The following is a 14,834-nucleotide window of genomic DNA, read 5'->3' on the forward strand; positions in this document are numbered from 1 at the left end:
GAGTCGGTCGCAGGAATGTCCGTCGGACTGCTAACCAGAGCAGTCACAGGTGGCGCGGTGCCATGAGCGCAGCGCCGAATGCGCAATACCTAAACGAAGAACGGTAGATAAGCATGAATCTTCACGAGTATCAGGGTAAGCAGCTGTTCGCTGAATACGGCCTGCCGGTATCCACTGGCTACGCTGTAGACACCCCGGAAGAAGCGGCTGCGGCCTGCGAAAAGATCGGTGGCAGCGAGTGGGTTGTCAAAGCCCAGGTGCACGCCGGTGGCCGCGGTAAAGCGGGCGGCGTCAAGCTGGTCAAGAACAAGGAAGACGCCAAGGCGTTCGCCGCCAACTGGCTGGGCAAGAACCTGGTGACCTACCAGACCGACGCCAATGGCCAGCCGGTCAGCAAGATTCTGGTTGAATCCTGCACCGATATCGACAAGGAGCTGTACCTCGGCGCCGTTGTCGACCGTTCCAGCCGCCGTATCGTGTTCATGGCTTCCACCGAAGGTGGCGTGGACATCGAGAAAGTCGCTCACGACACCCCTGAGAAGATTCTCAAGGCCACCATCGACCCGTTGGTCGGCGCTCAGCCGTACCAGGGCCGCGAGCTGGCTTTCCAGCTGGGCCTGCAAGGCGACCAGATCAAGCAGTTCACCAACATCTTTGTTGGCCTGGCCAAGCTGTTCCAGGACTACGACCTGGCGCTGCTGGAGGTGAACCCGCTGGTGATCAAGAAGGACGGCAACCTGCACTGCCTGGACGCCAAGATCAACATCGACTCCAACGCCATGTACCGTCAGCCCAAGCTGCGCGCCATGCACGACCCGTCCCAGGACGACGCTCGTGAAGCTCATGCGCAGAAGTGGGAACTGAACTACGTTGCGCTGGAAGGCAACATCGGTTGCATGGTCAACGGTGCTGGCCTGGCCATGGGCACCATGGACATCGTCAACCTGCACGGCGGCAAGCCGGCCAACTTCCTCGACGTAGGTGGTGGCGCGACCAAAGAGCGCGTGACCGAAGCCTTCAAGATCATCCTGTCCGACAGCAACGTAGCTGCCGTTCTGGTGAACATCTTCGGCGGTATCGTTCGTTGCGACATGATTGCCGAAGGCATCATTGGCGCGGTGAAGGAAGTCGGCGTGAAAGTGCCAGTTGTCGTGCGTCTGGAAGGTAACAATGCCGAGCTGGGCGCCAAGGTCCTGGCCGACAGCGGTCTGAACATCATCGCGGCTACCAGCCTCACCGACGCTGCCCAGCAGGTCGTTAAAGCCGCGGAGGGCAAGTAATGAGCGTCCTGATCAATAAAGACACCAAAGTCATCTGCCAAGGCTTCACCGGCTCGCAGGGTACTTTCCACAGCGAACAAGCCATCGCCTACGGCACCAAGATGGTTGGCGGCGTGACCCCCGGTAAGGGCGGCACCACCCACCTGGGCCTGCCGGTGTTCAACACCGTCAAGGAAGCTGTAGAAGCCACCGGCGCTGAAGCCTCGGTGATCTACGTTCCGGCTCCGTTCTGCAAGGACTCGATCCTGGAAGCGGCCAACGGCGGCATCAAGCTGATCGTGTGCATCACCGAAGGCATCCCGACCCTCGACATGCTGGACGCCAAGGTCAAGTGTGACGAGCTGGGCGTACGCCTGATCGGCCCGAACTGCCCGGGCGTGATCACTCCCGGCGAGTGCAAGATCGGCATCATGCCAGGTCACATCCACCTGCCGGGCAAGGTAGGCATCGTGTCGCGTTCCGGCACCCTGACCTATGAAGCCGTGAAGCAGACCACCGACGCCGGCTTCGGCCAGTCCACCTGTGTGGGCATCGGCGGTGACCCGATCCCGGGCTCCAACTTCATCGACATCCTGAAGCTGTTCCAGGAAGACCCGAAGACCGAAGCGATCGTGATGATCGGTGAGATCGGCGGTTCCGCTGAAGAAGAGGCGGCAGCCTACATCAAGGCCAACGTCACCAAGCCGGTGGTGTCCTACATCGCTGGTGTGACCGCGCCGCCCGGCAAGCGCATGGGCCACGCTGGCGCCATCATCTCCGGTGGCAAGGGTACTGCGGACGAGAAGTTCGCTGCTCTGCAGGACGCGGGTGTGAAAACCGTGCGTTCCCTGGCTGACATCGGCAAGGCCCTGGCCGAGCTGACTGGCTGGGAAGTCAAGAAGGCCTAAGGCTTTCGTGACTGGGAAGAGGCCGCCTGCGGGCGGCCTTTTTCATGGCCGCAACTTGCGCTCTGGCGACACTTTGTTGCGTGCCATCGACAGCCCGACCGGCATCTGCCGCGGTTTGTCGCCCGAATCGTTAGTATTGCAACTATTTTCCCGCCAGGCCCCACAAGGGTAGGGCAGGGAAAGCCAGTGGCCATCCTCCAACCGGGATGGTGACGTTTCCCAATCCAGCGGAAACCCTGCCGTATTCCATGAATTTCTGCCTGTGGTACTTCCTGCTATGACTCGTTTGAAAAGCCTCGACCTTCTGGCCTTGGGCTTCATGACCTTCGCCCTGTTCCTCGGGGCAGGCAACATCATCTTCCCACCCAGCGCCGGTATGGCGGCGGGTGAACATGTCTGGTCCGCCGCGTTCGGCTTTCTGATCACCGGCGTCGGTTTGCCGCTGCTGACCGTGGTCGCGTTGGCGCGCGTCGGCGGGGGCATGGACGAGCTGACCGCTCCCCTGGGACGCAAGGCCGGTACGCTGCTGGCTGTTGCCGTGTACCTGGCCATTGGCCCGCTGTTCGCCACTCCGCGTACGGCCGTCGTGTCTTTCGAAATGGGCATCGCGCCCTTTACTGGCAATGACGGCACGCCACTTTTGATCTACACCCTGGCTTACTTCGCCGCAGTGCTGTTCCTGGCCCTTAACCCCGGCAAGCTGGTGGACAGCATCGGCAAGTTCATCACCCCCGTGCTACTGGCGTCGCTGCTGGTCCTCGGCGGCGCTGCACTGACCGTGCCGGCTGGCGAGATCGGCCAGAGCAGCGAGGCCTACCAGGCCATGCCGTTCATCAAGGGTTTCCTCGAAGGTTACCTGACCATGGATACCCTGGGCGCGCTGGTGTTCGGTATCGTTATCGCCACGGCCATTCGTGATCGCGGCGTGGACGATCAGGGCCTGGTCACCCGTTACTCGGTGATTGCCGGTGTCATCGCGGCAGTCGGCCTGTCGCTGGTCTACCTGGCACTGTTCTACCTCGGCGCGACCAGCCAGGGCATTGCCGGCGATGCGCAGAATGGTGTTCAAGTCCTGACCACCTATGTGCAGCACACGTTTGGTTTGTATGGCAGCCTGTTGCTGGCGGTCGTGATTACCCTGGCCTGTCTGACTACCGCTGTGGGCTTGTTGACCGCGTGTGGTGAGTACTTCAGCAAGCTCGTGCCACTGTCCTACCGCAGCGTGGTGTTGATCTGTGGCCTGTTCAGCCTGGTGGTGGCCAATCAGGGGCTGACCCAGCTGATCAGCTTCTCCATCCCGGTACTGGTCGGCCTCTATCCTCTGGCTATCGTGCTGGTCGGTCTCAGCCTGCTCAATGGTCTGTGGCGTTCGCAGTCGCGGGTGTTTGTGCCGGTTATGCTGGTTGCACTGTTGTTTGGTCTGGTCGACGGTCTCAATGCCGCTGGCCTGAACGGCATGGTTCCAGGCTTCTTCAGCCACTTGCCGCTGGCTGCGCAGGGGCTGGGCTGGCTGTTGCCGGTGGCGCTGACCCTGTTCTGCGCTGCGGTGTTCGACCGTTTGCGTGGCGAGCCGCACGCGCAAGCCTGTTAAATCCCTCTAGGGCGCGCCTTTTGGCGCGCCCAACCGCTTGTTTGGCATATCTGGCACTTTCTGGCGATTGCCGCCTGCCTGGGTGTGCCGGACAATCCTCGGCAACTCATTCGTAGCTTGCCGCCATGTCGCAATCTGTCTTCTTCGCTCACGCCAACGGTTTCCCGTCGGCGACCTACGCCAAACTCTTCGCCGCCCTGGCGCCGGACTTCAATGTCCAGCACCTGGCGCAGCACGGGCATGATCCGCGTTTTCCGGTCAACGACAACTGGGACAATCTGGTCGACGAGCTGATCCTGCATCTGCAGCAGGCTGACCAGCCAGTGTGGGGCGTTGGTCATTCTCTCGGCGGCGTACTGCACTACCATGCGGCGTTGCGCCATCCGGAGCTGTACCGCGGTGTAGTGATGCTCGACTCGCCCTTGCTGACGGGGGTCGACCGGCTGGTGATTCGTGCCGCCAAGCGCTTTGGCTTCATTGACCGGATCACACCTGCCGGGCGTACGGTCGGCCGACGTGAAGCCTTCAGCGACTTCGCGGAGGCCCGCGATTATTTCGCCGCCAAGACCCTGTTCCGTCGCTTCGACCCCGAGTGCCTGGATGCCTACATACGCCATGGCCTGCGCGCGGAAGGGCAGGGCCTGCGCTTGCGTTTCGATCCGGCCACCGAGATCAGTATTTACCGCAGCGTGCCCCACACCGTACCGGGGCGCCCGCAGCAGCTGCCGGTGCCGTTGGCCGTCGTGCGCGGTCGGCATAGCCGTGTGGTGATGCCGCACCATGCCCGCCAGGTGGCACGAGTGCCCCGTGGCGAATACCACAGCCTGCCCGGCGGGCATATGTTTCCGCTGGAGCGGCCGCAGGACACGGCGCGGCTGCTGCGTGAGCTGTTCAGCCGCTGGCAGGATCAGGATAGGGAGCGTTCTGCATGAGTTTCAGCGTCGAGGAAACCCGTTTCAGCCTGCCGCATGTCGAGCTGGCGGCTCATTTGTTCGGTCCCGAGGACGGTCTTCCGGTGATCGCTCTGCATGGCTGGCTGGACAACGCCATGACCTATGCACGCCTGGCGCCGAAGCTCCGAGGGCTGCGCATCGTTGCCCTGGATTTCCCCGGCCATGGCCATTCCGGCCATTACGCCAGCAACTCCAGCTACAGCATGTGGGAATACCTGGAGGATGTGCTGCTGGTGGCCGAGCAACTGGGCTGGGAGCGCTTCTCCCTGCTCGGGCATTCTCTGGGCGGGATCATTTCGACTCTATTGGCTGCAGCCGTGCCGGAACGCATCGAGCGCCTGGCGCTGATCGATGGTCTGGTGCCCTATACCGCCGAGGCCGATAGCGCGCCCAAGCGCCTTGGCGATGCGCTGCGCGCACGCCTGGCCGTGCGTAACAAGCAGAAACCGGTTTATCCGGATCTGGAAAAAGCCGTACAGGCGCGCATGAAGGGCGTGGTCGCGGTCAGTCGCGAGGCTGCCGAACTGCTGGCCCAGCGCGGTCTGGAACCGGTACCCGGTGGCTATACCTGGCGTACGGATATCCGCCTGACCCTGCCTTCGGTCATGCGCCTGACCTTCGCCCATGTCGAGCACTTCGTGCAGGCGGTGCAGTGCCCGGTCAGTCTGATTCTCGCCGAGGGCGGGCAGATGAGCGTCGAGCCGCGGCTCAAGTCCCTGATCGAGGGTACGGGGTTCGAGGTACATGTGCTGCCGGGCGGCCATCATCTACATCTGAATGACGAGGTCGGAGCCCAGCAGGTCGCAGACTGTTTCAATCCTTTCTTCCTGCGGCCTTGACGCAGCCTCGGCAACTGCCGAGGCTTGCAGGAACGCAACGGGAGAATTGCATGATTGAGCTTTATACAGCTGCCACCCCCAACGGCCACAAGGTTTCTATCGCGCTCGAGGAGCTAGGGCTGCCTTATCAGGTGCACGCCTTGTCGTTCGACAAGAAAGAGCAGAAAACCCCGGAGTTCCTCCGCATCAACCCCAATGGGCGTATCCCGGCCATTGTCGATGACGGTTTCGCCGTGTTCGAGTCCGGCGCCATCCTCATCTACCTGGCTGAGAAGACTGGTCGACTGATGCCCAGCGATGCTCAGGGCCGCTCTCTGGTGCTGCAGTGGCTGATGTTTCAGATGGGTGGAGTAGGGCCGATGCAGGGCCAGGCCAACGTGTTCTTCCGCTATTTCCCGGAAAAGCTGCAGGGTGCCATCGACCGTTACCAGCACGAAACCCGCCGCCTCTATGAAGTGCTCGACCGCCGTTTGAGCGAGGCCGAATACCTGGCCGGTGACTACAGCATCGCCGATATCGCCACGTTCCCCTGGGTGCGAGTACACGACTGGGCGGGCGTCTCGGTCGAGGGCCTGGAGCATCTGCAGCGCTGGCTGAGTACAATCGGCGAGCGCCCGGCAGTGCAACGCGGGCTGCAGGTGCCGCGTCGTCCCGACGACGAAAGCAGCCTGGTAAAAACCGCCCAAAGCATGCTGACACGCTGAGGTTGCGCATGCCCCGTCATCTCTTGCTCTGCCTGACCCTCTGCTGCACTCCCGTCCTGGCCGCCGACGTTGCCGGCAGCCAGGACCTGGACATCCTGCCGCGCTTTCCCCGTGCCGAGATCGTCGACTACCGCGATGCCGCCGTCGAGGAACGTCGCTATCCACTCGATGGGGTGCGCCGCATCAGTGGCCAGATACGCATGTCGCGCGAAGTGCTGGTCGAAGGCCGCGTGCGCGCCTTGACCTACCGCCTGCCTGACGAACACTCCCCAGACGAGGTGCTGGAACAGGCCCGTGAGCACCTGGACCAGGCTGGCGCGCAGTTGCTGTACTGGTGTGAGGGCCGTGACTGCGGCTCCAGCAGCCTGCTGGCCAATGCCATCTTCGGCAACGCCAAGCTCTACGGTCCCGAGGAGCGGCAGAGCTACCTGCTGCTGCGTCTGGCTGAACCCCAGGACAACAGCTTGCTGGCCTTGTACGGCATCACCCGCGGTAACCGCCGCTCCTACCTGCATGCCGAACAGCTGGATGCTGCCGCCCCCCTGGCGGACATTCTTCCCGCTGCCGCCACGCTGCGCAAAAAGCTGCGCCAGAGTGGGCAACTGGCGCTACCCAAACTGGGCGAGCCGGATGACACCTGGGCGGAGCTGCTGGCCAACACGCTGCTGCTCGACCGCACGCTGCGGGTCAGCCTCAACGGCGCCAGTGCCGAGGCCTGGCGTGCGACGCTGGAGCAGCGAGGGGTACGCGCCAGCCGACTGGAAACCGGCGAGACAGAGGGCTCTGGCCTGTTGTTACGAATGCTGCGCTGACGCATGATGGCGGGCCGGGCGATCAGCGCCCGGTATCCGGAAGTGGAAACCATGCTGAACAACGACCGCCTGTTGGTGCAGATTCTCCTGCTGGCTCTACTGGGCGCATGCGCCTGGGTGCTGGCGCCCTTCTTTTCCGCGCTGTTCTGGGCCGCCGTGCTGGCGTTCGCCAGCTGGCCGCTGATGCGCCTGCTCAGCCGGGCGCTGGATGGCCGCGCCGCTGCCGCCGCCGGCATCCTGACCGCGGGCTGGATGGTCCTGGTGGCGGTGCCGTTGGTCTGGCTGGGGTTCAATCTGGCCGATCATATTCGCGACGCCAACGAGATGTTCAAGAACTTCCAGGTCGACGGTCTGCCTGACCCGCCCTCGTGGCTCGGCAGTCTGCCGCTGGTGGGGCAGAACCTGGTGGAGTTGTGGCAGCGCGTGGATCGTGAAGGGTCGGAACTGTTCGCGACTGTTCGTCCTTACCTCGGCGAGGTAGGCAACTGGGTACTGGCGCGCAGTGCCCAGATTGGCGGTGGCATGTTGGAACTGGCGCTGAGCCTTGTGCTGGTGTTCTTCTTCTACCGGGATGGCCCGCGTCTGGCGGCATTTGCCCAGAGCATGCTGCAACGCCTGATCGGTGGCCGCGCCGAGCACTACCTGGAACTGGTAGCCGGCACTGTGCAACGGGTGGTCAACGGGGTGATCGGTACCGCCGTGGCCCAGGCCCTGCTGGCATTGATCGGCTTCTATATCGCCGGCATACCCGGTGCCCTGGTGCTAGGCCTGCTGACGTTCGTTCTGAGCCTAATCCCTATGGGGCCGCCGCTGATCTGGGCGCCAGCCACGGCCTGGCTGGTGAGCCAGGGCGAGTACGGTATGGCGATCTTCCTCGGCATCTGGGGCGCCTTCGTGGTCAGCGGCGTGGACAACGTGCTCAAGCCGTACCTGATCAGCCGTGGCGGCAACCTGCCGCTGGTGGTGGTGCTGCTCGGGGTGTTCGGCGGCATCCTCGCCTTCGGTTTCATGGGCCTGTTCCTCGGACCGACCTTGCTCGCGGTGGCCTTCAACCTGCTCGACGACTGGGTGAAGAACGAGCAGGAACCGCCAGCCCAGGCATAACGGGAGCAGGTTGGCATACACGCCAGACCAGCCTTGGAGCCTTGGTCTGCGAGTGCTAGCCTGCTGCGCCGCCCAAGCGACAGTGCAGGCGCGGCTATATCTTGACCGCCACGGTGCCCGCAGAGGTGCCTTACGGTTCAGGGAAGAAAGACCAACACAAACATGGAGCATCTGATGAAAAAGATTGCAGGTATCGCTGCAGGGGCCGTGCTGGCCATTGCGGCCATCGGCACCGCAGGCGCCTGGTATACCGGCCAACAGCTACCCGGCGTGCTCGACGCATCGATCAAACAGGCCAACGCCGAAATGGCCAGCAGCCTTCCGGTCCTTGGTCTCAGCGCTTCGCTCGAATTGTTGTCCCTTGACCGTCAGTTCTTCAGCAGCGAAGCACGCTATCGCATGGTTTTCACGGTGGAGGGTGAGCCGGTCGAACTGATCGTCACCGACCATATCGAGCACGGCCCATTCCCGCTGTCCCGCCTCAAGCAGGCCAAACTGTTGCCAGTCATGGCTACCAGCAACTACGGGCTGGAACAGAACGAAGCCATCGCCAAGTGGTTCGCCGCCAGCGCTGGCAAGTCGCCGCTCAGCGGTCAGGTGAGTCTGGGCTATGACCGCACGGTGACAGGCACTCTGCAGGTCAGCCCGCTTGAGGCGGCGCTCGATGAGCGTACCTCGGTGAGTTTCAGCGGCCTCGACGTCGACTTCGACAGCACCGCCGATGCCAAGGCAATCAAGGCGTCTGGCGCGATGGGCAACCTGCGTATCAACTCCAGGCTGGCGTCCACCGACCAGCCGCTGACCGTCGAGCTCAAGGGGCTGAGCCTGGACAGTCAGACCGAGAAGGGCGCCAGCGACTTCTACCTGGGCCGCAACGAAGTGCGTTTACAGCGTATCGAAGTGCTGGCCGACGAGGGCGCTACGGTGGTGTTGCGCGACCTGGTGCAGCGCGATGAAACCAGCGAAACCGATGGCAAACTGGCCGCGCGTTACAGCTATGACGTCGGCATGATCAGCTACCAGGGCCACGACCTCGGGGCTGCGCAGATGCAATGGAGCCTGAAGAGCCTTGATGGTGCGGCACTGCAGTCACTGGTCGGCCTGTATGGCGAGCTGATGCAGGGCGGCGGGCAACACCTGGAAACCAGCGGCGACAGTACCGTCCCATCGCTGTCTGAAGCGCAGCAGGCACAGCTGATGGTCGATGTCGACAAGCTGCTGGCCGGCAACCCGGGCATCGCCCTGGAGCGGTTGGCGTTCAAGACTGCCAGCGGCGAAAGCAGCCTGAGCCTGTCGCTGGAACTGAATAAACCGGAATCCTTCGAGTTGCCGCCAGCGGAGCTGGCCAAGCAGTTGATTACCCAACTGGATGCCAAGGTGGCTGTGTCCAAGGCGATGATCGGTGACATGGTGGGGCTGCAGGCGGCTATCGCCGGCGAGACCGACCTGCAGGCGATCGCCCAACAGGCCTCGATGATGGGTGACATGGCCGGCGGCATGGCACAGGCCACCGAGTTGGCCAGGCTGGAGGGCGACAGCATCGTTTCGACACTGCACTACGCCGATGACAAGGTGGATTTCAACGGCAAGTCGATGACGGTCGAGGAGTTTGTCGCGATGGCATTCACCACAGGCTCAGGCCTGGGTGGACTTGGCGCTGGTGACATGCATGAAGAGCAGTCGGAACTGGATGTGATCGAGCGGTAACCGATTCGCTCGCCCACGGCTGAACAAGGCCCGCCTCTCGTCAGAGTCGCGGGCCTTTTTGTTTCAGGTTGAAGCGTGAGAGGTGGGCAGAAGCCGCGCTTAACCATGCTCCTGCTCGTACTTGTCCAGCGTGTCGGCAGCAATCTGTCGACCGAGCTGGATCAACTCCGGCGCCTTGTGGAACTCGAAGAAGCGGCATACCCGCTTGGGTACGTTGATCAGGATATCCGGCGGGTAGCCGGCGATCTTGTACTGAGCCAGAGACGTCTGCATGACCTCGAAGCTTTGGTTGACCAGTTCCAGCAGCGAAGCCGGACCGACCGCACCCACCACCTGCGAGTCGCTGGCGGATTTGGGCGCGCTTTCCTCCTTGGGGGCAGGCTTTGGCTGGCTGGTTTCGACCCAGGGATTTTCCAGTGCCAGCATGGCTTCACCTTCTTCCTCCTCATCGGTTTCGCGGCGCAGGAAGGGTAGGCGGGCGCTGAGCGAGCCCATCAGATGGTCGATCTTGCCCTTGATCGCCGCCGGCCGTTCGATCACCGGCAGCTGGTAGTGCTTCTGGTTGAGGGCGTTGAGGTTGACCGCGACGATCAAGTCGCAGTGGCTGGATACCACCGGCACGATGGGCAGCGGGTTGAGCAGGCCGCCATCGACCAGCATGCGCGAGCCCTGGGTTACCGGAGTAAACAGGCTGGGGATGGCCGCGGAGGCGCGCATGGCCTTGTGCAGACAGCCTTCCTGGAACCAGATTTCCTGCTGGTTGGTCAGGTCGGTGGCGACCGCTGTATAGGGAATCGCCAGGCTTTCGATATCGATCTCGCCGACGATCTCGTGGATCTTGCCGAACACCTTCTCGCCGCGAATGGCACCCAGGCGGAAGCTGACGTCGAGCAGGCGCAGCACGTCCAGGTAGTCCAGGCTTTCCGTCCACTCGCGGTACTCGCCCAGCTTGCCGGCGGCGTAGATGCCGCCAACCACGGCGCCCATGGAGCAACCAGCAATGCAGCCGATCTCATAGCCGCGGGCTTCCAGTTCCTCGATCACGCCGATGTGCGCATACCCGCGCGCTCCGCCGGAGCCCAATACCAGTGCTACTCGCTTGCTCATATAAATCCCCCGGAAAAACCTCTCGAACATACCCGCCTAGAGCCACTGCGCCAACCTTGGCTGTTAGACTGCGGCGCGCAGGGCACTTTGCTGCGGATCGCCAATCAAAGTCGCCACCCCATCTCTGGAGAACACCATGACAAGAATCGCCGCTCTGATGTTTTCGGCTTTTGCCCTGGCCGGTTGTGCCGGGAAAACGGCTTACCGCGACAGCTGTGCCAATCAACTGGATGCGGCCTGGCGCGAACTGGACATCGCCAAGGCCGAAGGTTTCGCCGGCACCGTGAGTTACTCCAAGGCGCTGGCTTTGCTGACGACGGCCAAGACCTCGCAGCAGTTCGAGGGTTATCAGAGCTGCACCGAAAACGCGGAGAAAGCGCGTTTTTACATTCGCGAATCCCGCGCCGGGCGCTAAATACCATGCAACTGGATTTCACCACCTTGTCGCCCTTGGAGGCTTACCGCTGGCTGGCCTCCAGTGTTACTCCGCGACCGATCGCCTGGGTATCGACGCGCTCAGCCTCAGGCCGGGACAACCTTGCACCTTTCAGTTTTTTTCAGGTGATCAGCGATGAGCCGCCGACGCTGATGGTGAACGTCGGCAGCCGTGATGATGGCAGTCTGAAAGACACCCTGCGCAATGCCCAGGACAGTGGCGAACTGGTCATTCAGTTGGTCAGTCACGCTCAGGCAGAGGCGATGAATGCGTCGGCGGCAGTGCTGGCCCACGGCGTCAGCGAGTTCGAGCACTGCGCCATTGCCGGGGTGCCGGCCGAGCGGGTGAGCGCCTTGCGCGTCAGCGGTGCCCCGGTGGTTTTCGAGTGCCGAGTGGCGCAGATACAGCCCTATCCGGCACAACAGCCCAATTGCCATCTGATCTTCGCCGAGGTGCTGCTGGCGCATATCGACGATGCGGTGCTGAATGAGCAGGGCCGTCTCGATCCACAGCGTCTCGACCTGGTCGGGCGTCTCGGTGGCAGCCACTACTGTCGCACCACCGAGACGTTTGCGCTGCTCAGGCCCTGAATCCACTCAGGCGCTTTTCCAACTCAGTCAGCCCGCAGACGAGCAGCGCCACACCCAGGCATAGGCCCCAGGCCGAAAACGCCAGCGGTACGGTGCCGAACAGCTTTTGCAGTGGCGGCCAATAGGTAAAGGCTGCCTGCAGCAGGAGTATGCAGCTCACCATGGCCCACACCATCGGATTGCTGGCGTGGTCGAAGCGCGCTGGGCCGTGCAGGCGGCGGGTGGTGAAGAGAAAGCCGACTTCACCGGCGACCAGCGCATTGACGGCCAGGGTGCGGGACATTTCCACAGACCAGCCCCAGCGTTGCGCCAGGAGAAACAGGCTGAGGCTGGCGATGGTCAGCAGCAGCGATACGTAGCTGATTTTCCACAGCAGCCTGGCGGACAGCAGCGGCGCTCTGGGATCGCGCGGTGGGCGTTGCATCAGCTGGTTTTCCGCAGGCTCGAAGGCCAGGGCGAGGGCGAGTGTCACCGCGGTGACCATGTTCACCCAGAGGATCTGCAACGGCGTGATTGGCAGCGTCAAGCCCAGCCCGATGGCCATCAGCAGCACCAGTGCCTGGCCGCCGTTGGTGGGCAGGATGAACAGGATCGACTTCTTCAGGTTGTCGTAGACAGTACGGCCTTCCTCCACCGCATGAGCGATGGTGGCGAAGTTGTCGTCAGCCAGCACCATCTGCGAAGCCTCCTGAGCTGCTTCGGTGCCCTTGATGCCCATGGCGATGCCGATATCGGCACGTTTCAGCGCGGGAGCATCGTTGACGCCATCGCCGGTCATGGCAACGCGTTGGCCGCTGGCCTGCAGCCGTTCGACCAGACGCAACTTGTGGCCTGGGTCAGTGCGGGCAAACACATGGGTGTCGGCCAGCCGTGCCTCCAGCGCCGCATCGTCGAGCTGGTCAATCTCGGCGCCCGTCAGCGGCGCGGCGCCGCCCAGCCCCAGACGCCGTGCAATGGCAGCGGCGGTGGCGGCATGGTCACCGGTGATCATCTTTACCCCGATACCGGCGCGGTGGCACTCGGCAATGGCGCGGATGGCTTCCTCGCGCGGAGGGTCAATCATGCCCACCAGGCCGAGCAGGATGAAGTCGCCGTCCAGGTCGGCATATTCCAGCTGGCTTTGTGGCCGCCCCAGCGGGCGCATGGCCAGGCCGATCATGCGCAAACCCTGGCTGGCACCTTCATCCAAGTGTCGTTGCCACAGGCCTGGATCGAGCGGTTTGGCGCTACCGCCCTGCCACTGGCGATTGCACACCTCCAGCAGACGCTCGGGCGCACCGATCATGTAGATCAGGCCGTGCCCCCCATGATCGTGGTGCAGGCTGGCCAGGCAACGCCGTTCGGAACTGAACGGAATGCTATCGACGCGGGGTAGATTGGCGGCCTCTCGCTCCGGGTTCAGCGCCAGCTTGCCGGCCAGCGTCAGCAGTGCCGCTTCGGTCGGGTCACCGGTGATGCACCACTGTTCGTCGCACAGATGCAGGCTGGCGCTGTTGGCCAGCAGACCGGCGCGGGTCAATTCACGCAGATCATCGGCGCTGTCCAGTGCGCAGAGTTGGCCGTCATCGCAGTACACGCTGCCCAGTGGGGCATAGCCGATGCCGTCGACCTGATAACGATGCTCGCCGGTGAATACCTGCTGTATGGTCATTTCGTTACGGGTCAGGGTGCCGGTCTTGTCCGAGCAGATGGTGGTGACCGCGCCGAGGCTTTCCACTGCTGGCAGGCGGCGGATGATCGCGCTGCGGCCGGCCATGCGGCGCACGCCGAGGGCGAGGATGATGGTCAGCACCGCCGGCAGGCCTTCCGGAATCGCCGCCACGGCCAGGCCAACGGCGGCCAACAGCATGTCTTCACTGGAATAGTCGCGTACCAGGGTGCCGAATATGAACGTTACGGCTGCCAGGGCCAGGATGATCAGCGTCAGTTGTCGGGCAAAACGCGCCATGTCGGCGAGCAGAGGTGTCTGTAGGCTTTCTACATGGCCCAGCAGGTGATTGATGCGACCAAGTTCGGTATGCGCTCCGGTGGCCACCACCAGGCCCGTGCCGCTGCCGGCGCTGACCAGAGTGCCGGAGTAGGCCATGCTACCGCGGTCGCCCAGGCTGGCTTCGATGTGGACGGCGGCGGTGAATTTGTCTGCCGGAACCGATTCGCCGGTCAGTGCCGCCTCCTCGATGCGCAGGTCGCGGGCTTCGAGAAGCCGCAGGTCCGCAGGAACCCGATCGCCGGCCTCGAGCAGAACCAGGTCGCCCGGTACCAGTTCCTCAGCGGGGATGTGCAGCACCTGGCCGTCGCGGCGTACCCGCGCCTTCAGCGTGAGCATGTTCTGGATTGCGTGCATGGCCTGTTCGGCCTTGCCTTCCTGAACGAAGCCTACTGCGGCGTTGATCAACACCACGGCGAAGATCACGCTGCTGTCGACCCACTCGCCCAGCAGCATGGTCGCCACGCCCGCGATGAGCAGCACATAGATCAGCAGGTTGTGGAACTGCAGCGCAAAACGCAGCAGCGGACCTTTGCCGGGGCGTTGCGGCAGGCGGTTCTGGCCATGCTCTGCCAGGCGTCTGGCCGCTTCGCCGCTGTCCAGGCCGGCAGGATGACTGGACAGGCGCTCCAGGCTTTCGGCGGCGGGCAAGGCGTGCCAGTGAGTGCGCGGTGGAGCGTTCATGGTGGCCTCCCAGCTGAAGTCTCGGTATCAACAGTAAGGCCTGGACGAGAAGCCATCTTGACTCCCGTCAGCTCTGCGACAGATTCGTCAGCAAAGATTGCGATGGCTTTGCCGATGCTCCGGCTATCAGTAGGATCGGACTTTTACCCGCTG

General features: G+C 63.1%; 13 protein-coding genes. 11 read left to right on the top strand and 2 right to left on the bottom strand.

Features of this window, described 5'->3' with window-relative positions:
- Positions 1-113 precede the first annotated feature (113 nt).
- The 9 genes from sucC (at position 114) to P7A97_RS13380 (ending at position 9,877) form a co-directional block, all read left to right on the top strand.
- The gene (gene sucC / locus P7A97_RS13340) at positions 114-1,280 is read left to right on the top strand and encodes an ADP-forming succinate--CoA ligase subunit beta (RefSeq protein ID WP_277690440.1); all 1,167 of its coding nucleotides are present in this window, start codon (positions 114-116) and stop codon (positions 1,278-1,280) included.
- On the top strand, positions 1,280-2,167 hold the full coding sequence (sucD, locus tag P7A97_RS13345) for a succinate--CoA ligase subunit alpha (RefSeq protein WP_277690441.1): 888 nt from the start codon (positions 1,280-1,282) through the stop codon (positions 2,165-2,167). The genes sucC and sucD overlap by 1 nt, the downstream gene beginning before the upstream one ends.
- A 277-nt stretch (positions 2,168-2,444) precedes the next feature.
- The gene (brnQ, locus tag P7A97_RS13350) at positions 2,445-3,758 is read left to right on the top strand and encodes a branched-chain amino acid transport system II carrier protein (protein ID WP_277690442.1); all 1,314 of its coding nucleotides are present in this window, start codon (positions 2,445-2,447) and stop codon (positions 3,756-3,758) included.
- Between the two features lie 125 nt (positions 3,759-3,883).
- The gene (locus P7A97_RS13355; protein ID WP_277690443.1) at positions 3,884-4,690 is read left to right on the top strand and encodes an alpha/beta hydrolase; all 807 of its coding nucleotides are present in this window, start codon (positions 3,884-3,886) and stop codon (positions 4,688-4,690) included.
- Positions 4,687-5,550 carry an alpha/beta fold hydrolase gene (locus P7A97_RS13360; protein ID WP_277690444.1) on the top strand — a complete coding sequence of 288 codons (864 nt, stop codon included), beginning with the start codon at positions 4,687-4,689 and terminating at the stop codon, positions 5,548-5,550. Before P7A97_RS13355 ends, P7A97_RS13360 begins: the two co-directional genes overlap by 4 nt.
- Before the next feature lie 50 nt (positions 5,551-5,600).
- The gene (locus tag P7A97_RS13365; protein ID WP_277690445.1) at positions 5,601-6,254 is read left to right on the top strand and encodes a glutathione S-transferase N-terminal domain-containing protein; all 654 of its coding nucleotides are present in this window, start codon (positions 5,601-5,603) and stop codon (positions 6,252-6,254) included.
- Between the two features lie 8 nt (positions 6,255-6,262).
- Positions 6,263-7,066 (top strand): DUF4892 domain-containing protein, encoded by an 804-nt coding sequence (locus P7A97_RS13370; RefSeq protein WP_277690446.1) that lies wholly within the window; start codon positions 6,263-6,265, stop codon positions 7,064-7,066.
- Between the two features lie 51 nt (positions 7,067-7,117).
- Positions 7,118-8,170, top strand: a complete 1,053-nt coding sequence (locus tag P7A97_RS13375; RefSeq protein ID WP_277690447.1) for an AI-2E family transporter — start codon at positions 7,118-7,120, stop codon at positions 8,168-8,170.
- Positions 8,171-8,344: 174 nt separating this feature from the next.
- Positions 8,345-9,877: a YdgA family protein gene (locus tag P7A97_RS13380; RefSeq protein ID WP_277690448.1), complete on the top strand. Its 1,533-nt coding sequence runs from the start codon at positions 8,345-8,347 to the stop codon at positions 9,875-9,877.
- A gap of 99 nt (positions 9,878-9,976) precedes the next feature.
- Here the strand turns inward: P7A97_RS13380 and P7A97_RS13385 are convergent, their stop codons facing one another.
- Positions 9,977-10,984, bottom strand: a complete 1,008-nt coding sequence (locus tag P7A97_RS13385) for a patatin-like phospholipase family protein (protein ID WP_277690449.1) — start codon at positions 10,982-10,984, stop codon at positions 9,977-9,979.
- 136 nt (positions 10,985-11,120) lie between these two features.
- Between P7A97_RS13385 and P7A97_RS13390 the strand changes: the two genes are divergently transcribed.
- Both P7A97_RS13390 and P7A97_RS13395 read left to right on the top strand, forming a co-directional pair.
- Entirely contained in the window at positions 11,121-11,399 is a 279-nt protein-coding gene (locus tag P7A97_RS13390; protein WP_277690450.1) for a hypothetical protein, read from the top strand.
- Positions 11,400-11,404: 5 nt separating this feature from the next.
- Positions 11,405-12,010: a flavin reductase family protein gene (locus P7A97_RS13395; protein ID WP_277690451.1), complete on the top strand. Its 606-nt coding sequence runs from the start codon at positions 11,405-11,407 to the stop codon at positions 12,008-12,010.
- Here the strand turns inward: P7A97_RS13395 and P7A97_RS13400 are convergent.
- Positions 12,000-14,681 carry a cation-transporting P-type ATPase gene (locus P7A97_RS13400; RefSeq protein ID WP_277690452.1) on the bottom strand — a complete coding sequence of 894 codons (2,682 nt, stop codon included), beginning with the start codon at positions 14,679-14,681 and terminating at the stop codon, positions 12,000-12,002. The two genes, P7A97_RS13395 and P7A97_RS13400, sit on opposite strands and share 11 nt — an antisense overlap.
- Positions 14,682-14,834 lie beyond the last annotated feature (153 nt).

This window comes from Pseudomonas sp. GOM6 (genome assembly GCF_029537485.1).
Classification (GTDB): Bacteria; Pseudomonadota; Gammaproteobacteria; order Pseudomonadales; family Pseudomonadaceae; genus Aquipseudomonas.